The 24,133-nt window shown below is 47.5% G+C and carries 17 protein-coding genes; 10 read left to right on the top strand and 7 right to left on the bottom strand.

Features of this window, described 5'->3' with window-relative positions; translation table 11 throughout:
* Positions 1–14: 14 nt before the first annotated feature.
* Positions 15–2,258 carry a monovalent cation:proton antiporter family protein gene (locus AC3WS5_RS08305; protein WP_492466832.1) on the bottom strand — a complete coding sequence of 748 codons (2,244 nt, stop codon included), beginning with the start codon at positions 2,256–2,258 and terminating at the stop codon, positions 15–17.
* Positions 2,259–2,450: 192 nt separating this feature from the next.
* A complete protein-coding gene (locus AC3WS5_RS08300) occupies positions 2,451–3,395 on the bottom strand; it encodes a bifunctional riboflavin kinase/FAD synthetase (RefSeq protein WP_492466831.1) in 945 nt (314 codons plus the stop codon).
* 249 nt (positions 3,396–3,644) lie between these two features.
* Between AC3WS5_RS08300 and AC3WS5_RS08295 the strand changes: the two genes are divergently transcribed.
* Positions 3,645–4,814: an AIR synthase related protein gene (locus AC3WS5_RS08295; protein ID WP_492466830.1), complete on the top strand. Its 1,170-nt coding sequence runs from the start codon at positions 3,645–3,647 to the stop codon at positions 4,812–4,814.
* Positions 4,815–4,863: 49 nt separating this feature from the next.
* Here AC3WS5_RS08295 and gcvP read toward each other — a convergent pair whose 3' ends face one another.
* Positions 4,864–7,737, bottom strand: coding sequence for an aminomethyl-transferring glycine dehydrogenase (gene gcvP / locus AC3WS5_RS08290; protein ID WP_492466829.1), 2,874 nt, complete (start codon positions 7,735–7,737; stop codon positions 4,864–4,866).
* 169 nt (positions 7,738–7,906) lie between these two features.
* Between gcvP and AC3WS5_RS08285 the strand changes: the two genes are divergently transcribed.
* Positions 7,907–8,395: a YkgJ family cysteine cluster protein gene (locus tag AC3WS5_RS08285; protein WP_492466828.1), complete on the top strand. Its 489-nt coding sequence runs from the start codon at positions 7,907–7,909 to the stop codon at positions 8,393–8,395.
* Between the two features lie 30 nt (positions 8,396–8,425).
* Here the strand turns inward: AC3WS5_RS08285 and AC3WS5_RS08280 are convergent, their stop codons facing one another.
* Both AC3WS5_RS08280 and AC3WS5_RS08275 read right to left on the bottom strand, forming a co-directional pair.
* Positions 8,426–9,262: a phosphatase PAP2 family protein gene (locus AC3WS5_RS08280; RefSeq protein ID WP_492466827.1), complete on the bottom strand. Its 837-nt coding sequence runs from the start codon at positions 9,260–9,262 to the stop codon at positions 8,426–8,428.
* The gene (locus AC3WS5_RS08275; protein ID WP_492466826.1) at positions 9,243–10,628 is read right to left on the bottom strand and encodes an NAD-dependent succinate-semialdehyde dehydrogenase; all 1,386 of its coding nucleotides are present in this window, start codon (positions 10,626–10,628) and stop codon (positions 9,243–9,245) included. The genes AC3WS5_RS08280 and AC3WS5_RS08275 overlap by 20 nt, the downstream gene beginning before the upstream one ends.
* 81 nt (positions 10,629–10,709) lie before the next feature.
* On the opposite strand from AC3WS5_RS08275, the gene AC3WS5_RS08270 reads away from it, so the two are divergent.
* The 4 genes from AC3WS5_RS08270 to AC3WS5_RS08255 all read left to right on the top strand — a co-directional run bounded on the left by AC3WS5_RS08270 (position 10,710) and on the right by AC3WS5_RS08255 (position 14,276).
* Positions 10,710–11,741 (top strand): FAD:protein FMN transferase, encoded by a 1,032-nt coding sequence (locus AC3WS5_RS08270; protein ID WP_492466825.1) that lies wholly within the window; start codon positions 10,710–10,712, stop codon positions 11,739–11,741.
* A 277-nt stretch (positions 11,742–12,018) separates the two neighbouring features.
* On the top strand, positions 12,019–12,432 hold the full coding sequence (locus tag AC3WS5_RS08265; protein ID WP_492466824.1) for an RrF2 family transcriptional regulator: 414 nt from the start codon (positions 12,019–12,021) through the stop codon (positions 12,430–12,432).
* Between the two features lie 31 nt (positions 12,433–12,463).
* Positions 12,464–13,054 carry a Crp/Fnr family transcriptional regulator gene (locus AC3WS5_RS08260; RefSeq protein ID WP_492466823.1) on the top strand — a complete coding sequence of 197 codons (591 nt, stop codon included), beginning with the start codon at positions 12,464–12,466 and terminating at the stop codon, positions 13,052–13,054.
* A 1-nt stretch (position 13,055) separates the two neighbouring features.
* Complete coding sequence (locus tag AC3WS5_RS08255) at positions 13,056–14,276, top strand: hypothetical protein (RefSeq protein WP_492466822.1); 1,221 nt, start codon at positions 13,056–13,058, stop codon at positions 14,274–14,276.
* Here the strand turns inward: AC3WS5_RS08255 and AC3WS5_RS08250 are convergent.
* Positions 14,259–14,426, bottom strand: a complete 168-nt coding sequence (locus AC3WS5_RS08250; RefSeq protein WP_492466821.1) for a hypothetical protein — start codon at positions 14,424–14,426, stop codon at positions 14,259–14,261. The genes AC3WS5_RS08255 and AC3WS5_RS08250 overlap by 18 nt on opposite strands.
* Positions 14,427–14,510: 84 nt before the next feature.
* On the opposite strand from AC3WS5_RS08250, the gene AC3WS5_RS08245 reads away from it, so the two are divergent.
* On the top strand, positions 14,511–17,237 hold the full coding sequence (locus AC3WS5_RS08245) for a bifunctional YncE family protein/alkaline phosphatase family protein (RefSeq protein WP_492466820.1): 2,727 nt from the start codon (positions 14,511–14,513) through the stop codon (positions 17,235–17,237).
* Between the two features lie 75 nt (positions 17,238–17,312).
* The gene (locus AC3WS5_RS08240) at positions 17,313–17,870 is read left to right on the top strand and encodes a fasciclin domain-containing protein (protein WP_492466819.1); all 558 of its coding nucleotides are present in this window, start codon (positions 17,313–17,315) and stop codon (positions 17,868–17,870) included.
* 13 nt (positions 17,871–17,883) lie between these two features.
* On the opposite strand, the gene AC3WS5_RS08235 is transcribed toward AC3WS5_RS08240, so the two are convergent.
* Complete coding sequence (locus tag AC3WS5_RS08235; RefSeq protein WP_492466818.1) at positions 17,884–18,357, bottom strand: Dps family protein; 474 nt, start codon at positions 18,355–18,357, stop codon at positions 17,884–17,886.
* A 574-nt stretch (positions 18,358–18,931) separates the two neighbouring features.
* Here AC3WS5_RS08235 and AC3WS5_RS08230 point away from each other — a divergent pair.
* Positions 18,932–20,470 carry a sulfatase family protein gene (locus tag AC3WS5_RS08230; protein ID WP_492466817.1) on the top strand — a complete coding sequence of 513 codons (1,539 nt, stop codon included), beginning with the start codon at positions 18,932–18,934 and terminating at the stop codon, positions 20,468–20,470.
* A 346-nt stretch (positions 20,471–20,816) separates the two neighbouring features.
* Positions 20,817–24,107: a SusC/RagA family TonB-linked outer membrane protein gene (locus AC3WS5_RS08225; RefSeq protein ID WP_492466816.1), complete on the top strand. Its 3,291-nt coding sequence runs from the start codon at positions 20,817–20,819 to the stop codon at positions 24,105–24,107.
* Positions 24,108–24,133 lie beyond the last annotated feature (26 nt).

The raw sequence follows: 24,133 nt of genomic DNA, 5'->3' as shown, positions 1-24,133 counted from the left end.
CACCGGAGCTGTTTTCATTCTGACAGCGCTGCTTTGATCAGTTTCTTTTCGCCGACAATCCAGATAATATCTCCTTCCTCCAGTCTGATATCTGATTCAGGATTGAGCAGACGCTCTCCATTTCTCTCTATTCCGACGACCAGCCCGTTTATCCTGCCCCTGATATCGGCTTCGCGGATAGTCTTTTGCAAAAAAGGTGAGTTGGGGCCTAAAAACAGGCTCCCAAGCTGTATTTCAACATCTTTTATTTCCCGCATGATCCTTTTGTCAGGGCGAAGCATGGCTGCCATTCTCTTCTCCTGACTGTCGGTACAAATAATAAACAGTTTGTCATTTGGGTAAATTTTATCATCTCTTCCGGGGGAGATAATCGTGAACTGGCCTCTTTTTATGAGAGCTACATTGACGCCTATTCTCTCGCGCCATTGTAATTCGTTCAGGGTTTTACCTGTTACATAAACCGCTTCAGGAGAAACATCAAATGTGGTCATGTGTGCGTCCCAGGGTGCGAGATCATTATTTCGCCGGGCCAATTGCTGCAAGGCCCTTTCTTTTTTGGCTTCTAATTCCCTAACATTAAGATTTTTTATAAACCGATCCTCGATGCCGTCATACATTTTCTGCAGGCGGTGGCGGAAAAGGGTTATGATGAAAATAATAACAAGCGCCGTGTAGAGCGCGACGGACATGGAAAAGACCGATCGTAACAGCAGCATGATAAAGACCAGTGCCAGAAATACTTTCAGCACTCGCATCAGCCAAATCGGCCCCAGGTATTTTTTCTGTGCGTAAATATGCGCAAAGGCCGGTGTACGCTCATTCCGCACGACCATCGCCCACAGAAAAGGTGCCATAAGCGCCAGGGTGAAGACGACGGTTGCCGGCCCACCAAAAGCACTATTAATCCCCGTCAGCCAGGAAAGTAAATACCTGGTTGAAAGTATGATCAGCGCTATCAGCACAACAGAATAGATCAAGGTATTGATTAAAAAAGTTTTTAATACGATTTGCCATTCGCTGACTGCTGTCAGCGTGGTGGCCTCAGTGCTATAGCGATTCAGCTTCTGACGCCACGCCGGAGACATCCGGTTATTGATCCTGTTGTATAGCGGCGTGCTGGCCAGGGTAAGGGAGGGAGCGATGAATATGGTGATAGCAGATACGGCAATGATAATCTGATAAAAGCTTGCTGATGTAGCCTGATATCTTGTCCCCAGCGAAGATATGATAAAAGAAAATTCACCGATCATCGTCAGGCTCATCGCCGCCTGGATAGACACTTTCAGCGAATTTCCGGAGATGAACGATCCCGCTCCGACAAACAGGATCTTGCCAAAGATGACAACCGCCGAAATCAGCAGTATGGGCCAGATGTGTTTCGTAATTTCGGGAAGGCTGACCAGCATGCCCACTGAAACAAAGAATATGGCTCCAAAAAGATCACGCACGGGCTGGACCAGGTGAATGATCTTTTCTGCCTTGGTGGTTTCGGAAAGCAATGAACCCATGATAAAAGCGCCCAATGCCGGTGAGAAACCAGCTCGTGAAGATAGATACACCATAATCAGACACATGGCAATAGATGTAACGAGCAGGATCTCGTCTGTTAAAAATTTTCTGGCGCGCCTGAGAATGGATGGAACAAACAATATACCTGCGATGAACCATAATATCAGAAAAAATATCAGCTTCAAAACAGAAAAAAACACCTGCGTACCCTGCACTTCATGCGTGATCACAAAAGTTCCCAGCAACACAAGCAGCGTGACAGCGATGATGTCTTCAACAACCAGTATACCATAAACAAGTCCCGCAAAATTTCTTTTTTCGAGACTGAGATCTGCAAAAGTTTTGATGATAACCGTCGTGGAAGAAACGGTCAGGCAGGCACCCAGGAATACACGGTCCATGAAAGGCCATTCAAGCCATTTCGCCGTTAGATACCCAAGAAATCCCATACCTACGAGCTCAAACACGGCCGCAACGGATGCTGCCCCACCCAGCTTGGATAACTTTTTAAAACTGAATTCGAGCCCCAGGCTGAATAATAAAAAAACTACGCCGATTTCCCCCCAGACCTGCACATCACCCACTTCATAAATATTGGGAAAGAGGTTGAAGTTTGGGCTGATGATAATACCCGAAACGATATAACCCAGTACCAACGGGAGCTTGATCCTTTTGAATAATACAGAAATCAGGGCAGCAACGCCCAGGATGAGTGCAAGATCCGTTATTAAAACTGGTAAGTGATCCATTCCATGTTTCTTAAAGAACGCTTAGCGGCAACCAGATACAAGTTACAAAGTTCAGTGCGGAACACAAAAAACTATTGTGTTACCTGAACTTCAGGTATGAACAACAGAGGGTTTATGATAAGTTATCCGAATAATAAAAGAGGCAAAAAATAAAACAGCATGGGTAGTTTTGCCCGACCGTTGCATCACCTGTTACAGAATTTTCAAACTGTCGACTTTATCTTGTGTGATCTGGGCTACCAGGTCAGTAAGATTATCGTATTTAATTTCCTCCCTGAGGAACTGGCATACAAAAACCTTCAGGGTCTCGCCGTAGATCTCTCCGTCAAAATCGAATAAGTTCACTTCAATCACCCGTTTTCTACCGTCCACCGTGGGTCTGAAGCCCACACTCATCATACCTTTAAGCAGTGCCGGCCCTGTTTTATACGGACCGGTTTTTATCTCCGCTCTGACCGCGTAAATTCCGTCTCCCGGAATGATCTTTTCTTCATTCAGTACTTTCAGATTCGCCGTTGGGAATCCCAGTTTGCGCCCCAGCTTATCACCATGGACTACCTCGCCCTCGAAAAAGAATTCGTAGCCCAGCAGGTGCCGCGTTGTGGTGGTATCTCCCTTCAGGATCGCGTCCCGGATCTTGGTAGAGCTGATGGAAATATCATCCAGCACGTGTTTGGGTATTTCGTCTAATTGATAGTGATAAGTGTTCTGGTATTTCTCGAGCATTTTATAATCACCCACCCGGTTTCTGCCGAAACGGTGGTCAAAACCAATGATGATCGTATGTGGGTGGAATTTTCCAACGAGAAAATCTCGCAGGTACACCTCCGGCAGTTGATTGGCGAAAGCATCGGTAAAAGGGGTGACCACGAGGTGATCTACGCCCAGCCCCCTCAAAAGTTCTATTCTTTCCTCCAGGGTGTTGATCAGGCGAATACCAAGGATGGAAGAGGTTACAATCTTTCGCGGATGCGGGTGAAAGGTAATGATGATCGACTCGCCATTCACCCGTTTTGCCTCCTTCAATATTTGTTCGATGACCTTCCGGTGACCCTGGTGTACGCCGTCAAAAGTGCCGACGGTCAACACCGCGTTTCTGAATACCGGGAGTTGCTCTGTACCATAATGAATTTCCATACTATACAAAAATAGGAAAAGTCATCAGACATGGAGCAGCAGAAGTCAGTTCAGGAGTAAATACCGGATGCGGTTTAGTATAGACAGGTTAGGAATGTCTCATTCCTCTAACCTTTAAAGATAACACATTTTTTTCGTATTCCAATGCCCGCTTGAGAATTCATTAGTTATCTTAGCGACCTGGATCAGCTTTTTCCAGGCTGGAAAAGCGGTGATTTTTAACCCCAGACGATAAATTTTATTTATTCAATGTCATTATATTCAAAAAGAGGCGTATCGGCTCAGAAAGAAGAAGTTCATCTCGCTACCAGGAATTTAGAGAAGGGTTTGTACCCTAAAGCATTCTGCAAGATCTTCCCAGACATTTTGGGGGGTGACGGTGCACTGGTGAATGTGATGCATGCAGACGGCGCGGGAACCAAGAGCATCCTGGCCTATCTCTATTGGAAAGAGACGGGCGATCTGAGCGTATGGCAGGGGATAGCCGAAGATGCGATCGTGATGAACCTGGACGACCTACTGTGCGTGGGTATTTACGATAACCTGGTTTTTTCTTCAACGATCGACCGGAACAAGAACAGGATACCTGCGGAAGTGCTGTCAGAAGTTATTAATGGGAGCCAGCAGTTTTTTGACAAGATGAGATCTTTTGGTGTGAATATTACTTACATGGGCGGGGAAACGGCCGATGTAGGAGATGTTGTGCGCACCATGGCCGTCAATGGAACAATGATGGCCAGATGGCCGAAAGATCGGCTCATTACAAACGATAAGATCCGTTCGGGCGATGTTATCGTGGGCCTGGCATCGTTTGGGAAGGCCGATTATGAAAGCTGCTATAATAGTGGTATCGCGAGCAACGGACTGACCAGCGCCCGCCACGATGTGCTGAATAAATCATATGCAAACTTGTATCCGGAAACTTTTGAGCCACAACTCAGCGATGAGGTGGTCTATATTGGTCCGCATAAGATGACAGAGGCGGTGGAGGTAGCTGGCGAGCAAATGAATATCGGGAAACTTTTGCTGAGCCCGACCCGGACCTTTGCACCGGTACTTAAATTAATGTTGGAAGAACATTTTGAAAATATACATGGGTTGATTCATTGCAGTGGCGGTGGCCAGACAAAATGCCTGAAGTATATACCAGATCAGGTGCGTGTTGTAAAGGACAATCTTTTTGAACCTCCGATGATTTTTGATATCATACAAAACGCCAGTGGCGCGGATGCCCGCGAGATGTACCAGGTGTTTAATATGGGTACGCGCATGGAAATATACACACCGGAAGAAAGTGCCCCCAGCCTTATCCGAACTGCACAGTCACTTGGCATCGATGCCACCGTGATTGGCAGGGTGGAAGCGGCAGCTACTAAATCACTTCAGATAAAAACCAGTGAGGGGATTATCGAATTCTAAAGTTGTCTACATCAGCGGCCGTTACAGCATCCTTTGAATGAAGTGAAGTTTACGGCTCTGCGTACATTTCTGTTGGTTCACAGGTGCAGATCAGGTTTCTGTCTCCCACTGAATTATTCACCCTGGAAACGGAAGGCCAGAATTTATTATGTTTTATGTAAGGTAATGGAAATGCAGCTATCTCCCGGCTGTAGCCATGGTTCCATTCGTCCAGGATCACAGCCTGCTGCGTATGCGGCGAATTTTTGAGCGGATTATCCTGAGCGTCGCCCCCTTCCTCGATTAATCGGATTTCTTCCCGGATGCTGATCATCGCATCGCAAAAACGATCGAGTTCTGCTTTATCCTCGCTTTCCGTGGGCTCTATCATCACGGTGCCCGGGACAGGGAAACTGACCGTGGGTGCATGAAACCCATAATCCATCAGCCTTTTGGCAATATCCTCTGCTTCAATTCCCGCGGTTTTTTTGAAGGGTCGGAGGTCAGCAATAAATTCGTGCGCGCAAAGACCGTTGTCATTTATGTATAGAATATCGAAATGTTTTTCCAGTCTCGCTCTCATGTAATTTGCGTTCAGGATCGCGTATTCGGTTGCGGCTTTTAAGCCGTCTGATCCCAACATCTTGATATAGGCATAAGAAATGAGCAGGACCAGTGATGATCCGTAAGGAGCAGCCGAGACAGCATGTTGGGGCTTGTGCGGGTCAGCGGCTTCAAATACATGCCCCGGTAAAAAAGACGCCAGGTGAGATTTTACGCAAATCGGTCCAACGCCCGGGCCACCACCACCATGTGGAATGGCAAAAGTCTTGTGCAGATTGAGATGGCAGACATCCGCTCCGATAATTCCGGGTGATGTCAGTCCTACCTGTGCGTTCATGTTCGCGCCATCCATATACACCTGACCTCCATTTTCATGGACGATACGGATGATATCCATAACGGTTTCTTCGTAAATGCCGTAGGTGCTGGGATAGGTGATCATAATGCCGGCCAGTACATCCCGGTGCTCGATCGCTTTTTTCTGCAGATCCTCCACGTCAATATATCCGTTCTCGAGCGCTTTGATCACTACTACTTTCATGCCCGCCATTACTGCGGAAGCCGGATTGGTGCCATGTGCTGAGATGGGAATAAGCATTACTTTCCGCTGCGGGTTGCCGTTTGCTTCGTGGTACGCCCGGATGGTCAGCAGACCCGAATATTCACCCTGGGCTCCGCTATTAGGCTGAAGGCTGCAGGCGTCCAACCCGGTGATCTCGCAGAGATAGCTACTCAATTCTTTGATCAGGGTGGCATAACCTCCGGTCTGGCTGGCTGGGGCAAACGGATGGATATTTGCCCAATGCGCCCAGCTAATAGGCGTCATCTCGGTGGCCGCATTCAACTTCATCGTACAACTGCCCAGCGGAATCATAGAAGTGTTTAATGCGAGGTCTTTATTTTCCAGATGTTTGATATAACGCATCATCTGGGTTTCGCTGTGATAGGTGTTGAAAACGGGGTGGGTGAGATATTTGGATTGACGAACCAGGGATTCGGGAATTCGTGTAAGGACTGGCTCAGCGTCCAGGTCGAATGCGACCGGATCCGTTTCGTTTTCAAAGCAGTTGATCAGATCATACAGATCTTCCGGAATGGTGGTCTCGTCAATGGAAATTCCGATCAGGTCATTCCCGGAATATCTTAAATTGATCAATTGTTTTTCAGCTTTTTGACGAATTTTGGATGAATCCTTAACCCTGACAGTAATCGTATCAAAGAAATGGGAGCCTGTCAGTTCAAATCCACGCGCTTCAATCTCACCTGCGACGATCTGCGCGTACAGCGCAACTCTTTCTGCAATATTCTTCAATCCTTGCGGGCCGTGATAAACGGCGTACATAGCAGCCATATTGGCGAGCAGCGCCTGTGCTGTGCAGATATTGGAAGTAGCTTTTTCTCTCTTAATGTGTTGTTCCCGGGTTTGCAGTGCCATCCTGAGTGCACGATTCCCTTTCGCATCCACACTTACACCAATGATACGGCCCGGAAGAAACCTGCGGAAGTCATCCCTGGACGATATAAATCCGGCGTGAGGTCCGCCATATCCCAGCGGTACACCGAAACGTTGCGCCGAACCGATAGCTACATCAGCTCCCAGTTCGCCGGGCGGTGTGATCAATGTCAGCGCAAGCAGGTCGGTCGCCATGGCTACAAAAATTCCCTTCTTTTTTGCTTCTCCAATAAAACCGCGATAATCAGAGACCGCGCCCAGATTATTGGGGTACTGAATAAGCGCCCCAAAGTATTCCTCCGTGAGAATCGCCTCCTGAAAATTACCTTCAACAATCTCAATCGCAAAAGGCTGCGCCCGGGTATAAACCACATCTTTGGTTTGAGGAAATGTCTCCGTGTCGATGAAAAATTTGGGCTTTTGAACTTCTCCCGCCTTATTTGCAACATGATAAAACATAATCATCGCTTCTGCCGCGGCGGTGGCTTCGTCCAGCAAAGAGGCGTTGGCCATGGGTAATGCGGTTAGATCGCTGATTACGGTCTGAAAATTGAGCAGGCTTTCCAGCCGGCCTTGTGAAATCTCAGCCTGGTATGGCGTGTATTGTGTGTACCAGCCTGGGTTTTCAAATACATTTCTTTGAATCACCGAAGGTACCAGGGTGCCATAATAACCCTGACCAATATAATTTGAGTAGATCTTATTCTTCAGCGACACGGTTTTAATGTGGCGCAGGTATTCAATTTCGCTCATCGCTTTGGGAATCCTGAGGGGACTCTTCGCCATGATCGCTGGGGGTACCGTCTTTTTGATCAGGTCACCCATATTGTCAAAGCCCGTTGCCTGGAGCATTTTCCTGGCTTCGGGTTCATTTGGACCTATATGCCTTCCTCTAAATTCCAACTCCTGTATTTGTAAAGTATTCATGTTGTTTCTACTTATCTCTACCATTTTAAAACCCTGCAAAGGTACGGGCCCGGATGATAAAAATTTAACAGCGTGGATACGATGTTCATTATTAAGGGAATAAGCCGGTCTGTTCGGCAATGTCAGGTCATTTTTTGATTAAGCCCATCTTCTCTGCTAATTTTGGCAGATGGAAGATGAGGACCTGCTTCATAACTGGGAAAAGAAGTCAAAGGCTAACAGGAAAGCCTATCAGCGATTTTTGACCAAGACCAGCAAGAGCAAGGCTTTGAAGCGATTGCCGGAGTTTCATGAAGAGGCTTTTTCCAGGATTGATTGTCTTACCTGTGCAAATTGCTGCAAGAATTACTCTCCCCGCTTCAAAACGCCTGATATAAAACGGATATCCCGACATCTGGGCATGAAGGAAAGTGTTTTTATTGAGACATACCTGAGGGTAGATGAAGATGGTGATTTCGTCGTGAAATCAACACCCTGCCCATTCCTGGATGCTGATAATACTTGTAAAATATATGAGCAAAGGCCTTCTGACTGTGCAAGGTTCCCTTATACCGATGAGGATGTTTTTCTGAAGCGGCCTGCCATCACCCTGAAGAACAGTGAATTCTGCCCCATCAGTTATTATGTTCTCGAGCGACTTCTTTCAAGCGGTCTCTAAGCGGGAGGGAAACGTTCGCAGTTACGTTGCTCAGAATCGTCGGAATATCGCCAGTCCGGCTGAGCCCTGGTGCCAGGTGGGTAATACGGCTACTTTCAACGTGGGCTTGCCTGTGATCAGCTTTACAAGTCTTGGGTAAAAGTACCATGAAAGCCTGGTAGATAAGATACCAATGCCTGCAGCCGCGACTACGTCATTCAGCCAGTGCTTATCATGATACATCCGAAGGTAGCCCGTCGTAGCCGCCGCGGCATAACCGGCTATTCCGTACCAGGGCGACTGGCCACGGTATTCCAGTCTTAACAGCTCTGCATTGGCAAAGGCCTCGGTGGTATGGCCGGAAGGAAAAGAAAGATGATCAGAACTATCCGGTCGCATTGATTTAAAGATCCTTTTTGCGGGCTGCACTGTCATGTTAAGGATGATATTAGAAAGGCCGAACATCATGACCTGGTCCACAAAGCCGTGTTGCCCGTGTACGCCAACCAGCGGCAGGCTGAACACGGCAATTGCCGGGGCGTATTGAAGGTAATCGTCTAAGCGGCTTTCGGTCCCGGGTGTTACGGGATGAATATCTCTCCGGATGTGCTGGTTTAAGCGGATCAGTTCATTGTTTTTGAGAGCAATCAATCCATAGACGATCATCGCGCCAGGCACGGCAATGGTCTGCGGCTTCCAGAAAGTCCGGGCAGGAATTGAGTCAGCCTTCACGGACAAGGTTCGCGTCAGCGAAGTGTCGGATGTTCCCGGTACCTGGGAAATACAAATTCCCGGCACGCTGGTTATGAACACCAGCCATAATATCAGGTGGGAAACGATCTTGAGTCTTATAGTTCTTGGTTTAATTCTACCGGGCTTTCCACTCATCAATCCATACTGTTTTAATGTTTACAAATTCTTTAATCCCATAAGCCGATAATTCGCGGCCGAAGCCGCTGTTTTTGATCCCACCGAAAGGCAGCCTGGGGTCCGAAACCACCAGGTGGTTCACGAAGCAACTTCCCGCTTCCAGCATTTCTGCTGCCAGTTTTTCTCCGGTTTTCGCATCTCCCGTGAGGACAGATGCGCCCAGGCCAAATCTCGACTGATTGGCCAAAACTACAGCTTCTGTGGCATCTTTCGCACGAATAATGGCGGCTACGGGCCCAAAAAGTTCTTCATCAAATGCCGGCATGCCTGGTTTTACTTCAGCTAATACGGTAGCCGGATACCAGGCGCCTGCTAAATCGGGGATATAACCACCGGTGGTTAGCCTCGCACCTTTTGAAATACTCGCTGTAACCTGCCGGTGTAACTGATTTCTGAGGTCTGGCCGGGCAAGCGGACCATAAACGGTCTCTTCGTCGAACGGATCTCCCATCTTTTGGGCTTGCATCGCGAGCGTGAGTTGTTGAACAAATTCGTCATAGATTTCATCAACGGCGATAAATCTTTTCGCGGCGATGCAGGTCTCGCCGTTGTTTTGTAGTCTGGCCGTCACTGCGTGTTGCACAGCTTCTTCAACGGGCAGGTCGCCCAAAATGATACAGGCATCACTGCCCCCCAGTTCCATCACACATTTTTTAAGGACAGCACCTGCAATAGATGCCACTTCCCTGCCGGTTGATTCGCTGCCTGTGAGCGTGACTGCCGCGACAAGCGGATTTTCAATGACATCCCGCACCTGGTTCCCGCCGATGTTTAGATTGGTAAATACGAATTCAGGGAAACCGGCTGATTTGAAGAGCTCTTCCAGCGCGAAGGCGCAACCCTGCACGTTTGACGCGTGCTTCAGTACGGCTGTATTGCCCGCCATCAGGGTAGGTGCGGCAAAACGTATGGCCTGGTAAAAAGGAAAGTTCCAGGGCATGATGGCTAAAATTACACCAAGTGGTGAAAAAACAACGTAACTCTTTTCGGCATCGGTGGGCAAGATCTCTTTTTCGAGGAATTTCTCTGCATTCTCTGAAAAATATTTCATCACCCATGCACATTTTTCAACTTCTTTAATTGCAGAGAGGTAAGTTTTTCCCATTTCCCCGGTAATGATAGTGGCATAACGAAGTTTATTCTGTTCCAATATTTCTCCAGCGCGAAACATGAGGGCAGCTCTTTTACTGATCGGTGTTTCCTTCCACCTGAGAAAACTAACATGGGTCTTTTCAATAAGTTCATTTATCTTAACGTCATCCGGTCGGTCATAAATCTGAATGGTCTTGCCTGTAGCGGGATTGGCAGAGGTAGCTATATCCATGTGTTTTGTTTGAAAATAAATTTACTGCATTTTCAGGGTAATGTTTTGGATATTTGTCTAATGAACCTAAAAACTGAGTGTTTGAAGCCCCTGAATCGGACCCGGAATGCTGGCTTTTTTGTCCTGGCAACGCTGCTGATCGTTCTGCTTTCAGGTTTTTTAATTAAGCCTTTGAAAGGTTACCATGTAAATGGCCAGGCGCAGGGCACAACCTATCACATCACGTATTACGCACAGGACAGCCTTTTCACGCGGGCGGAAGCTGATAGCATATTCCGCTCCATTGATACCTCCCTGTCAATTTACAAACCTTATTCGCTGATATCCAGGTTTAACAAAGAACCCAGGGGGGTGGTGATGGATTCCCATCTGCGTAATGTGGCTAAAAAATCCCAGGAGATTTCAAAAGACTCAAAGGGTGTGTTTGATATCACCGTCCTTCACCTCGCGAAAGCCTGGGGGTTTGGTCCGGGAGGCAAAAAAGGCAAAGTGCCTGACTCGGCAACGATCCGTGAAATCCTGACCTATTCCGGATACGATAAAATTGCGATAAAAGGCGACAGTCTGGTTAAATCGGATCCCAGGACCGGCATTGATGTGAACGGCATTGCACAAGGGTACAGCGTGGATGTGGTCGCCGCTTATCTGGATGGAAAAGGTATAAAAGATTACCTCGTGGAAGTTGGGGGAGAAATCAGGGTAAAGGGCAGAAAACAGCCTGGAAATCAGGTGATGAAGATCGGCATTGAAGGCCCGCCAGACAATGAATATGAAGAGGTCCTCGTCAGAAGGATTGAGATGAAATCCGGTGCCATCACTACATCGGGGAAGTATCGTAATTTTTATAAAAGCGGCAATAAAAAAATTTCCCACTTGATGGACCCACGAACGGGATATTCTCTTCAGAATGAAATGATCAGTGTGACGGTGTATGCACAGGATGCGATTACGGCGGACGGTTACGACAATGTGCTCATGGGGATGCACCTGGACCAGGCGCTGAAGTTTTTGAAAAACCACAAGAATCTCGAAGCCTATTTCATTTACCTGGATAAAAACGGAAAGGCGGCAGACACCGCCACCCGGAAGTTTCAGGCCATGTTTATCAAATGAAACCGATTTGAAAAAATAGCCATTCCGCGACCGGTGCGCTTTAAATCTGAGTAGCTGAATGCCAAACTTCACGTATATGCACCTCCACCCGGCATATTTTATTGTCTGTCTAACTGGTCCTGCTGCTTACAGAATGATCTGATTTAGACTCGAAAGAAAAGTGGCTGCGGGGATCCGCATGCTGCCGGCGCCGCGGGGCAACAGAGGAAACTAATAAAAGTATTCAAGTACTTTTATACCTAAATAAAGTTCTCTTATCTTTGCCGAAACAAAAAGCATGTTGTTAAGCCGAACCACGCAAGTGGCTATGAGGGCCGTTGCCTATATTGTTGCGATGCAGGATCCTGAAAAAGGGATCAGCGCGCGCGACCTGGCTACCGTCATTGGCGCGAATCCGCACACAGTGGCTAAAGCAATGCAAACACTGGTCAGGCAGGGAGTAGTGAGCAGTTCCAGGGGGCCCGCCGGCGGGTTTTTTGTATCATTTGCGCAGCTAAAAAAACCGATTATGTCCATTGTAGAGGCTATCGAGGGAACAGAACAATTTGATAAATGCGTGCTGGGCCTGAGGGACTGTTCAGATGAGCATCCCTGTCCCATTCACCGGGAATACAAGACCGCCAGAAATAAGATTGGTAATATCTTTAACAAAACCAAGATAGGAGATATTCCTTTTATTATGGTGGAATAGCCGTTTATTCAATTCGAAAATATTCTTGATCATGATGATCGTAAATGATATCCTGATAGCCTGGGGAGGCGTGGCAAAAAAATACAGGAAGAATGAAATAATTTTTTTGGAAGGAGACTCTCCCAGGTATTATTATCAGATTATTACAGGAAAGGTTAAGTTGTTTAATAATTCAGATACCAAGGAACTTACCCAGGGTATTTTTACCGATGGGGACGGATTTGGGGAGCCACCTCTTTTTATTGATGAGGTTTATCCATCCACGGCTATTACTATTTCGGAGACAGTTATCATCAGGTTATTAAAAGAAAACTTTCTAAAACTGATCGATGAGTATCCGGATATTCAAAAAAAGTTCCTGCGGATATTTTCCTGGAGGATCTATGAGAAATCGAGACTCGCCCGGGAACTGATCAATAATTCACCCGAAGAACGGATCATCACTTTTCTTCGCTATTATAAAAAAAAGATCGGAACCAGCGACGAAAGGCTGAGGATCGATTTTACAAGGCAGGAAATTGCCAATTTCACAGGGCTTTGTGTGGAGACGGTCATCAGAACCCTGTCCAGGATGAATGCCACGAAAAAAGTGGCTATTATAGATAAAAAACTTTACTATTAAAATGGCGTTTTCAGCAAAATACTGGTTCAAATTCTCTATTGTTAACCTGATGATCGTAGCGCTGCTGGGCGTAATTATGCGTTATAAGATTATCTTCTCTTTCCCGTATCTGAATCAAAAGCACTTGCTGCATGCCCATTCGCATTTTGCTTTCGATGGCTGGATCACGCAGACGCTTTTTGTGTTCATGATCGCCTTCCTCGCAAAGTTCCTGTCTCCCGCCGCCATCAGGAAGTACAGGATCATATTGATCGCCAATTTGATTTGTGCTTACGGAATGGTATTGTCTTTTTCCTGGCAGGGTTACGGCGCAGTTTCCATATTCTTCGCGACCGTCTCGATATTTACGGGATATTTATTCAGCTACTGGTATTTTGTTGATTTAAAACGCGTTCCTGCCTCTCCTTCCAAACCCTGGTTTAACGTAGCCCTGCTCTTCAACGTGGTGTCATCCCTGGGTACTTTTTATCTCGCGTATATGATGGCCACACATTCGGTAAATCAGAATCACTATCTGGGTTCCCTTTATTTCTATCTTCATTTTCAGTATAACGGGTGGTTTCTGTTCGCCGCAATGGGCCTGCTTCTTGCCTGGCTCGGGGAAAAGTATCCCATGATCCGGATCAGGCCGGCAGTCTTTTACCTGTTTTTCGCTGCCTGTATTCCTGCTTATTTTCTCTCCACGCTTTGGGCGAATCTTCCGGTATGGCTGTATACCCTGGTTGTTCTTGCGGCAATTGCCCAGGTGGTCGCCTGGATTATGTTCCTGCAACCGCTCAGGGATCATTGGGATGTTATCAAGCCGGCAAGATGGACGGTTGTGCCAATTCTCTTAGTTCTGGTCGTCTTTGCATTTTCTATAAAATTATTGTTACAACTGGGGTCCACGATCCCGTCTGTAAGTAAACTTGCATTTGGCTTCCGACCGATTGTTATTGCCTACCTGCACCTCATTCTGCTGGCGGTGTTCAGCCTGTTTTTGCTCGCGTACACTTATGCTCATCAATACCTGCATCACAACCGCGGATCTGGTGCCGCACTCTACGTGATTGCTGCAGGTGTCTTCGCAAACGAATTTATTCTGTTGGTGCAGGGGCTTGCAGGATTTAGCTATATACCCGTACCTTATGTTAACCACGCGCTACTGTTTGCAGCATTCACGATTTTCTCCGGAATCGTATTCCTGATCTGTGCACAGCCTTCTTCACGGGTCAAAAGCTGATTTTTTTGCCTGCGTAATATTCAGCACGGCATTTTTAAATATTAACGAACTTAATATGTGATAGACGGACTGTAAATAGGTCCTGGACTGGTGCCGCGCCATGGGTGCCAGCCACCTTGCCCGTGCGGCCTCCCATCGAGACTTTATCATTTCGTTATTTCTTTTGAACGGGGCCGGGTAATCGTAATGGTGCCTATCTTTACCTTTGATTATTGAACTATCAAATTATTTCGCATGCACTCCCGGTTAAACATCTCCGCATGGCTTCTGGCTTGTATTTCCCTGGTGGTTATTTCCTGCAACGTAGCCCATCAGGGTAAATCAGGCAATCCCCAAACGACAAATATTTACTATCATCCTTCCGATGATAGTACGCTTAATAGAAATATCCTGCCGGTGCTGATGCCCTATAACCGCATCATAGATCCCGCGGGGAAAGTAATCGTTTATGGAGATCCCGAACTGGAAAATCACAGTTTAGACCTTAAGCTGATATCTGGGACTTCTCACCTGGTCGTGGAGGACCGGTATGGTATCATGATCATGGACACAGGAACCCATAAGATCCTGGCGACCTGGAGTTTCGCGGGAGACAAGCTGTATAATAATTGTATGAGTACCTATTCGGGTATTCAGGTGATGAAAGTTGCAGATGGACTTAATCAAATTTTCTGGAGCGCTGCTGATACCCGCTCTAAAAAGTCCTATGTGATGCGGGCCACCTGGAACGGGAAGCAGATCAGCCTGCTGGATCCGATCGTACTCGATGCCGTGGCACCGGCGCCAATGGCGCTGCCTAACGAAATTGAGATATGTCATGAAAACGGGAAAGCCTGTCTGCTGGTCGTGCTCAATGGAAATAACCAACTGGTGAAAATTGATTTAACAACCCTCAGACCCTTGTGGACCCGGCCCACAGGCATAGCCCCTTATGGTATTACGCTTGCAGGTGATCTGTGTTTTGTTACCAATTGGGCAGGACCCACACCTGACCCGCGTGCCGGAAAGGAGACTGCCGGGGTGCCCTATGGAGAAGCTTATATAAATCCGGCAACCGGCGCCACTTCTATGGGTTCAGTAAGTGTATTCAATATACACACCGGCGATAGTATTCGTGAAGTTCAGGTGGGACTTCACCCGAATGATATCATCACCAGTCCGGATCAGCAATTTGTTTACGTGGCCAATGGCAACTCCGATAATATATCGGTAATCCGGGTGTCTGACCTGGAAGTAGTTTCAAAGATTCCGGTCAAGCTGGATGATCATGCTAACGGGTTCATAGGCGACACGCCAAACGCGATGGCGATTGATCCCTCCGGTACCACCTTGTACGTTGCCAACGGAATGGACAATGCGCTCGCGGTAGTCCAATTGGGGGCAGGCGCAAGCGCTTCGGGCCGGGGCAAGTCTTTTGTCCGCGGGTTCATTCCAACGGAAGCCTACCCCGGAGGTGTGGCGTTGTATAATGGTCGGCTTTTCGTTACTAACCTGGAAGGGGAAGGTGCACGGGTAAACAGCCGGGAAACTAAAATTGGAAACGACCCGCAGTACGGGGAAGCGGGGGCCTATAACTCACACAAACAAAAAGCTACGGTGTCGGTGATTTCTGTACCGGATGACCGGCAGCTCGCCATGTATACCAGGAAAGTAAAAGAGCTGAATCTGTCCTTCAGAAACGAATTGTCGCGTCTGGCGCCACGAAAAAATATTGCACCCCGCCCGATGCCGGAGCGGATTGGTGAGCCGTCTGTCTTTAAACATGTTGTGTATATCATCAAAGAAAACCGAACCTACGACCAGGTGCTGGGTGATATGAAAGGAGGAAAGGGTTTAAAATCTCTATGCATCTACGGCGATTCGATTACACCCAACCAGCATCAGTTTGCCGGGGATTTTGTGTTGCTGGACAATTTTCACGCCTCCGGGAAATGTTCTGCGGAGGGGCATCAGTGGACTGACGCAGCAATGGTCACTGATTACGTACAAAAAAGCGTGAGGGCCTGGTTCAGGAGCTATCCGCACGTACAGGAAGATGCATTGGTTTACGATGAAAAAGGATTTATCTGGAACAATGCTGCCGACCACGGTAAAACGGTTAAAATATATGGTGAAGCCTGCCAGCCGCATTATGATAAAAGCCTGAACTGGACGACGATCTATCAAAATTATAAAAATGGGAAACCGCTTGAATTTCACAATACTTCCACAATATCCAGGGTGAGACCGATGCTTTCCCAAAAATTTCCCGGCTCTGATGATCACAATATAGCGGATGTGATTCGCGCAGATGCTTTCATCAGGGAGCTTAAGGAATACGAGGCCATGCCCGGCGATCAGTTTCCTAACCTGGTAGTCATGGCACTTTCAAACGATCATACGATCGGCACCCGGCCCGGATTTCCCACGCCGCGTGCAATGGTAGCAGACAATGACCTTGCTGTTGGCAGGATCGTGGAGGCCATTTCGAAAAGCAGGTTTTGGGAATCTACCGCCATCTTTATCACAGAAGATGATTCACAAGCGGGCTGGGATCATGTTTCAGCGTATCGTACCACTGGATTCGTGATCAGCCCCTATAGCAGATTGAAGAGAACGATTTCTACAAATTACAACCAGACGAGCATGGTCAGGTCGATTGAACAAATCTTGGGCATTCCCCCGATGAATGCCCTGGATGCGAGCGCCAGCCCCATGTTTGACTGTTTTGACAACAATATTTCGCTGCATCCATTTACGCACAGGCCGGCATATATTCCGCTGAATGAGATGAATCCGCCGCTGACCACCCTTACCGGACGGAAACTGTACTATGCCCGTCAATCCATGAGGCCGGAGTTTGACCGTATCGACCGGGGCGATGACGGTTTGATGAATGAGATACTGTGGTATGATGCGAAAGGCGATGTGCCTTATCCGAGGAAGATGTCGGGCAAAGGCGGTGAAGACAGGGATGATTAGGATCAGTTTTTGTTATGACTGGACGCATAAGAATTATCAAAACTGATGATATAACTTGCCTGATAAATTCTGTTTATGAAACGAAAAATCATCTTAATCTTAGGCGCCGCAACCTTTTTCTCCTGCCAGTCGGGTACCGGGACCAAATCCTCTCCAAGTGAGACTACCACCGCTATTGAGACGCACTCACAGGCAGGGATCCAGGATAGCACATCTGCCCCGAATGTCGTTCAGATTGCAGTGGGAAGTAAAGACCACTCCACACTTGTTAAGGCGGTCCAGGCGGCAGACCTGGTGAATTCGCTGAGCAATGCAGGACCATTCACGGTTTTTGCCCCGACTAACGAAGCCTTTGACAAACTTCCGAAGGGAACGGTGGAAGGTCTGTTGAAGCCAGAGAAAAAAGACGCGCTGATCGATGTGCTGCAATACCACGTGGTGGTTGGTGTACTTAAAGCCGATCAGTTGACCGATGGCCAAAACCTGGGTATGGTCAACGGCGGTAACGTCCACGTGACCACAGTAGACGGGAAGCCGGTGCTCAACGGGACCGCACATATCCTGGCATCCATACCGGCATCTAACGGGATCATACATGTGATTGACGCCGTATTGACCCCGCCGGCAAAATGAGCTGAGAGTAATATTACTTGAGATGGGCACGGAGCATCCACGCCATTTTTTCGTGTTTTTGCATAAGGCTGTTCACAAAATCGCTGTTCCCCTCGTCCTCATATTTCTCGCTGAATTCTACTATTACGCCACGTAAGTGCATGATGATCTGCTCATGATCCCCCAGCAGCTCATTAATGATCCCCTGGCTGTCATTGGCGCCATATTTCATTTCTGTCAAATGGGTTAACTGGAGATATTCCTTCATGGTGCCCACGGCGTAGTGCCCGAGTTGCCTGACACGTTCGGCCACCTCATCAATGAATTCATCAAGTTCTTCATACTGTGATTCAAAAAATAGGTGCTGCGTGTGAAAATCTGCACCTTCCACGTTCCAGTGTGCGTTTCGGGTTTTAATGTAGAGGACCGTCTCATCGGCCAACAGAATGTTGAGACTTTTGGCGACTTCTGCCATGTTCTGGTTGCTTAATCCAATTTTTGTTTCCATAAGATGAAGATTTAATATTTCAGATTAAATAATATGTCCATCAGGTTATTCTAGTCGGCTGAAGTTTTTACAACCTGGGTACACCAACGGCACCCAACTTCCCGGATCAGGATACAAGCAGGTGAATATTGCCCTGCTTGATTCACACCCTTTAACTATTGCGTAAAAAGCCGTCCTTAAAGGTAAGTATTTTTGTGTTGAGAAAAAAACTGTATTGGGGGTGAGCGCCCGGTTGAATACTTATAGCGCTGCGGAAGGGTTGATTCATAGTTCGCAGCGAGACATCCCGGCGAAAATTCATGAAAGCATCGGACAGTAAATCCTTTAGCCTGAATCAAACGACACCCATAACAGAAATTGCTGTACCGGAAAATAATTTGGGTAACTTAGCGCAGCTTATCCGGTCGAAAGGCAGATGGTTTTACCTCCCTAAGCGAGGCTTGTCTACCACAGAGGTGGGCGGCCATTAAAAATATGAAAATTAATCCATGAATAACGTCATTTAATTTTTATTAATTGAATAAATAAGATGATAGCACACGTGTATAGGTCCGGGTTTCGATTGGTTAAGAAATTGAACATTAATATTTGCCTGGTATTGGTCCTCGTTCTTTGTTTCCAACAGGTCATGCTGGCCCAAAACAAAAGCCGGTCTACTGCAACCGCAGCAAAACCGAATGTCATTTACATTTATGCCGATGATCTGGGTTATGGAGATCTCAGTTGTTATGGTGCCACAAAAATTCAAACACCTCAGATCGATAAGCTCGCTTCCTCCGGGATACGGTTCACGAACGGGCATTGCACATCTGCCACCTGTACTCCTTCAAGGTATGCCCTGATGACCGGTCAGTATCCTTGGCGGGTAGGTGCCGCCGTATTGCCTGGAGATGCAGCATTGATTGTGCCGCTGGACAGGATCACGTTGCCAAAAGTGTTCAGGAATGCAGGGTACACAACGGGTATTGTGGGTAAATGGCATCTTGGTCTGGGTACAACCGTTGCCAAGGATTGGAACAATGCCATCAGCCCGGGGCCTAACGAAACCGGTTTTGATTACTCCTTCATCTTTCCGGCTACGGCCGACCGGGTACCGACGGTATTTCTGGAAAATCACGAAGTGATCGCCCTGGATCCGGACGATCCGATCCAGGTTGATTACGTGAAGAAAGTTGGTAATGAACCCACTGGGAAGGAGCATCCGGAGCTGCTGAAGATGAAAGCATCTCCGAATCACGGCCACGACCAGACAATCATAAATGGGATCGGGCGAATCGGATATATGACGGGAGGCAAAACAGCGCGCTGGACCGATGAAGAGCTATCGCCCACTTTCCTGGATAAGGCCATCGGTTTTATCAGTGAACATAAGAACAAGCCGTTTTTTCTGTATTATTCACCCACGGAACCGCACGTGCCGCGGATGCCTTCAACCATGTTTAAAGAAAAGAGCGGACTGGGATTCAGGGGAGATGCTATTCTTCAGTTTGATTGGTCGGTTGGTAAAATCATGGAGCATTTAAAAACCCTGGGGCTTGAAAAAAATACCATCGTGATTGTAACATCGGACAACGGTCCGGTGCTGGATGACGGTTACCAGGATGGAGCTGTAACCCGCCTCAATGGACACACACCTGCCGGATGGCTGCGGGGAGGTAAATACAGTGCTCTTGAGGGTGGCACCCGTGTACCATTCATTCTGAGCTGGCCCGGGCACGTGAAACCCGGTGTGTCCGGTGCGCTGGTCAGCCAGATTGATTTTCTGGCGTCCTTTGCAAAGCTCACCAGACAGGGTATTCCCGCAGGGGAGGCTACCGACAGCCAGGATATGCTGGATGCGCTGCTGGGACGCACAACAAAAGGGCGGTCCATACACGTACAGCAGGGTGGCGCACTGTCGGTGACGCGCGATGGGTGGAAGTATATCGAACCCAACCCTGGTCCGGCCGTCAGGCCGTTGGTGAATATCGAATCGGGCAATGACCCCGAACCCCAGCTTTATAATCTCCAGGTGGATATGGGTGAAAGGAATAATCTGGCAAAAAAATATCCGGAAAAAGTAAAAGAACTGGCAGCATTGCTGAATCAAATCAAAAAAAACGGGCCGAAATAGTCGACCATGGCCGCTAATCAATGGCCTTCATAAAATGGCGATTCTATTTCGGGAACCTCGCTAACGCTGACTAACCGATCAACTATTTCGATTTCGAAGAAAAAGTTGCATAGGCTGAATTAAATGTTATATTTACATTTGGGCGTGTCATATGGGCATGCAGTGGCATGACGTCGTATTGCTTTAACTCAATTACTAAACTAAAACAGGGTTACCAATGAAATTTAAAATCAGGTCAGGATAAACTGCAATCGTAACGACTGACCTGGCAAAACACAGGTATTTTAAAAAGCACACATTAAGTGGCAAACCCATTGGTGTGATTACTTATTATCAAAATGTAAATATGAAAAAAATTACTCTTTCGGGGGAGGAATTCGTATGTCCATCCCGGAAACCATATGTCATGTTAAATATCAGCTTGCTTCTGCTATTTTTTGGTTTAGCGGGGTTTGCGGGAGTTTACGCAAACAGTTCAACGCATTTTATTAGATTGAATTCATCAACACTGAGCATTTCTGAGAAAGTTACAGAATCTCCCAGGAAGATTATTAACGCGCTCCCGATACGCGGGGTAGTGACGGATGAAGAAGGACAACCATTGGAAGGCGTGTCGGTCATGATCAAGGGCACCACCCGGGGAACAATAACCAGGAGCGATGGAAGCTTCACGCTGGAAGCCGCTGAAAATGCGGTCCTCGTTGTTTCAAGTACCGGATTCCTCACGAAGGAAGTTTTTGCAGGGGGAAAGCAGGATCTTACTATCAAGCTGGTTAAAGAAGAAAAGGTGGGCGATGAGGTGATTGTGGTTGGTTATGGTACCCGGAAGAAATCGGACCTGACGGGCGCTGTGGCCAGTCTCTCATCAGATCAAATGAAAGACAAGCCGGTTGCAAACTTTGCTCAGGCGATGGCAAGCCAGATGGCGGGCGTTCAGGTACAGCAAATCAACGGTGCGCCGGGTGGTGAAGGTCTGTCAATCCGCATCAGAGGTACCGGTTCTATTACCCAGTCGAACGCACCGCTGTATGTCGTGGACGGCTACCCGATGGAAGGCGGTGCCTTCAACCTTATAAGCCCCTCCGATATCGATAATATTCAGATACTGAAAGATGCTTCGTCAACGGCTATTTACGGATCCAGGGGTGCAAATGGCGTGGTCCTGATCACTACGAAAAAGGGAAAAGCCGGGGCCCCGGTAGTCGGTATCAGCAGCTATATAGGGTTCCAGGAACGCTCGCGTTCCATTCCCATGATGAACAGGGATCAGTATGTGGATTGGTTTATTGACGGTCGCAACCAGGCCTGGCTTGATCAGGCGATTATCAAGGCGGACCCGAACAAAAGTCCTCACTCCATCAATGATCCCAACAGCCGCCGTAAGCTTTACCCGAGCGCGAATACGCTTTTCATCATTCCCGATGGCAAAGACGGTTACCTGTATGATTTCAGAGATCCCGCATCCGTGGCCTCCATGCCCGACAACAACTGGCAGGATCTTATTTTTCGCAAGGCGCCCATTCAGCAGCATGAACTTTCAGTTTCAGGTGGGAGCGAAAAAACCAGGTATGCTTTTTCAGGCAGCTATTTGAAAGATAATGGTATCGCCCTGAATACCGATTACCAGCGTTATAATTTCAGGAATAGTGTGGAATCGCAGATCTCCAATCGCATTAAGTTAGGATTTAATCTGAATGCCTTTTATACCAATGGTGATGAACAGGCAAATGGGAAAGACGCACCTATTATGTACGCGGCCTCACTTCCTCCCATTTTTAATCTTCGGAATGACGATGGTACCTATGGATCTATGGTCCGCAACCCGGAAGTGTTTGCGGGGGACGTAGCCAGCCCGGTGGGTATTGCTGAGCAGGTGGACCGCAAACGAAAGAGATATGGCTGGGTAGGAATACTGACGGGTGAAGTGGCCCTCTTAGATCAACTCAAATACCGTATTCACATAAACGGGGGGATTCGAAACGACAATTATCAAATGTTTGAACCCTCCATAGTTGATCTGGATGGTTCCAAAGCCCCCAGACCAGCCAGGAGCCTGGATGAGAGGTCCGCCGATTACGATTGGGTATTGGAGCAAACCCTGACCTATGAAAATAATTTTGCCGACAAGCATGACCTGGTAGTTATGGGTGGCTTTACTGCCCAAAAACATTATTACGATTATCTGTACGGGGAGGCCAGGGGATTTCCCAATGATAATATCAAGACCCTGAATGCAGGAACCATGTATCAGCTTACCAGTAACAAATCGGAGTACTCCATGGTCTCTTATTTCGGTCGGGCAAACTATACTTTTAATCAAAAATATTTACTGACAGCCACGATCCGGGGTGACGGTTCTTCGCGGTTTGGAGAAAATAAAAAATGGGGGGTATTCCCTTCTGTTTCCGGCGCATGGCGGATCAACCAGGAGTCATTCATGAAGCCGGTTCATGCCATCAGTGATTTAAAGCTGAGGGCAAGCTATGGTGTATCCGGAAATAACCGGATTGGGAACTATTCCTCCATCGGGCTGCTGACCACGGGTTTTTATCCGTTGGGTGACAATATTCAGAATTCGGTAAACCCCAGTACTATTCCAAATCCCAACCTCGGGTGGGAGAGGATATTGCAATCCAATATCGGACTCGATCTGGGATTGTGGAACAACAGGGTTCGACTGGAGACCGATTTCTACAGAAGTAAATCAATCGACCTGCTGCTAAACGTGCCGGTGCCCTCCATCACAGGGTACAACAGCCAGATACAAAATGTGGGCAAGGTGCTGAATCAGGGTGTGGAGTTCTTACTCAGCACAAAAAACCTGATAGGGGCCTTCAAATGGTCGAGCGATTTTAATATTACATTCAACCATAATGAAGTGCTGGCTGTGGGTCCCGATGGCCGGCCAATATTCGGCGGTGCGCCAAATGCCAACAACTCATTCATTACTCTTCCCGGACATCCAATCGCCAGTTTTTACGGGTATGTATATGAAGGCGTCTTCATGAGCCAGGAAGAACTGGATAAGTATCCGCATCTTCCTACCGATAAGATAGGGGATGGACGGTATAAAGATGTAAACGGAGACGGCGTGCTGAATCAGACTGATAAGGCGATCATCGGCAATAATCAACCTAAATACCTGGGTGGGTTTGGCAACAATTTTTCCTATAAGAAATTATCGCTTTCAACCCAGATCAGTTATTCCTACGGGGCTAAATTATTCAGCTTTTATAAACGGATGGTCGGTATTTATCACGGCGACCGAAATGGGCTTCTGGAGCAGATGGACAGGTGGCGTTCACCCGAGCAACCAGGTGACGGCATCCATTTCCGGGCAACCAGGACGCCTAGCGGATGGCAGCGCGACCCTTCATCAGCATGGGTTACAGACGGCTCATTTATCCGCCTGCGCGATATCACACTGTCTTACGATTTCGGTCTGGTGAAATTCAGATCCCTGAGTGTTCGCGGATTGAGAGTATACGCTACCGGGCAGAACGTGTACACCTGGACAAAATACCCCGGTTATGATCCTGAAAACAGCAGCCAGGGAGACGGATTATCTCGGGGTGGTGATTATATGGGTTATCCGGCCGCACGTAGTTTTATTATCGGTCTGAACCTTACGCTTTAATTGAATAGTCAGTAATTTAAAATTGA

The sequence above is a fragment of the Niabella sp. CPT15-335-S11 genome (assembly GCF_058792415.1).
This window is presented reverse-complemented; position numbering and strand designations above follow the sequence as displayed.

Coding starts and splice junctions, on each gene's coding strand:
- AC3WS5_RS08305 (WP_492466832.1), bottom strand. CDS start 2,258: ATGGATCACTTACCAGTTTTAATAACGGATCTTGCACTCATCCTGGGC.
- AC3WS5_RS08300 (WP_492466831.1), bottom strand. CDS start 3,395: ATGGAAATTCATTATGGTACAGAGCAACTCCCGGTATTCAGAAACGCG.
- AC3WS5_RS08295 (WP_492466830.1), top strand. CDS start 3,645: ATGTCATTATATTCAAAAAGAGGCGTATCGGCTCAGAAAGAAGAAGTT.
- gcvP (WP_492466829.1), bottom strand. CDS start 7,737: ATGAATACTTTACAAATACAGGAGTTGGAATTTAGAGGAAGGCATATA.
- AC3WS5_RS08285 (WP_492466828.1), top strand. CDS start 7,907: ATGGAAGATGAGGACCTGCTTCATAACTGGGAAAAGAAGTCAAAGGCT.
- AC3WS5_RS08280 (WP_492466827.1), bottom strand. CDS start 9,262: ATGAGTGGAAAGCCCGGTAGAATTAAACCAAGAACTATAAGACTCAAG.
- AC3WS5_RS08275 (WP_492466826.1), bottom strand. CDS start 10,628: ATGGATATAGCTACCTCTGCCAATCCCGCTACAGGCAAGACCATTCAG.
- AC3WS5_RS08265 (WP_492466824.1), top strand. CDS start 12,019: ATGTTGTTAAGCCGAACCACGCAAGTGGCTATGAGGGCCGTTGCCTAT.
- AC3WS5_RS08260 (WP_492466823.1), top strand. CDS start 12,464: ATGATGATCGTAAATGATATCCTGATAGCCTGGGGAGGCGTGGCAAAA.
- AC3WS5_RS08255 (WP_492466822.1), top strand. CDS start 13,056: ATGGCGTTTTCAGCAAAATACTGGTTCAAATTCTCTATTGTTAACCTG.
- AC3WS5_RS08250 (WP_492466821.1), bottom strand. CDS start 14,426: ATGATAAAGTCTCGATGGGAGGCCGCACGGGCAAGGTGGCTGGCACCC.
- AC3WS5_RS08245 (WP_492466820.1), top strand. CDS start 14,511: ATGCACTCCCGGTTAAACATCTCCGCATGGCTTCTGGCTTGTATTTCC.
- AC3WS5_RS08240 (WP_492466819.1), top strand. CDS start 17,313: ATGAAACGAAAAATCATCTTAATCTTAGGCGCCGCAACCTTTTTCTCC.
- AC3WS5_RS08235 (WP_492466818.1), bottom strand. CDS start 18,357: ATGGAAACAAAAATTGGATTAAGCAACCAGAACATGGCAGAAGTCGCC.
- AC3WS5_RS08225 (WP_492466816.1), top strand. CDS start 20,817: ATGAAAAAAATTACTCTTTCGGGGGAGGAATTCGTATGTCCATCCCGG.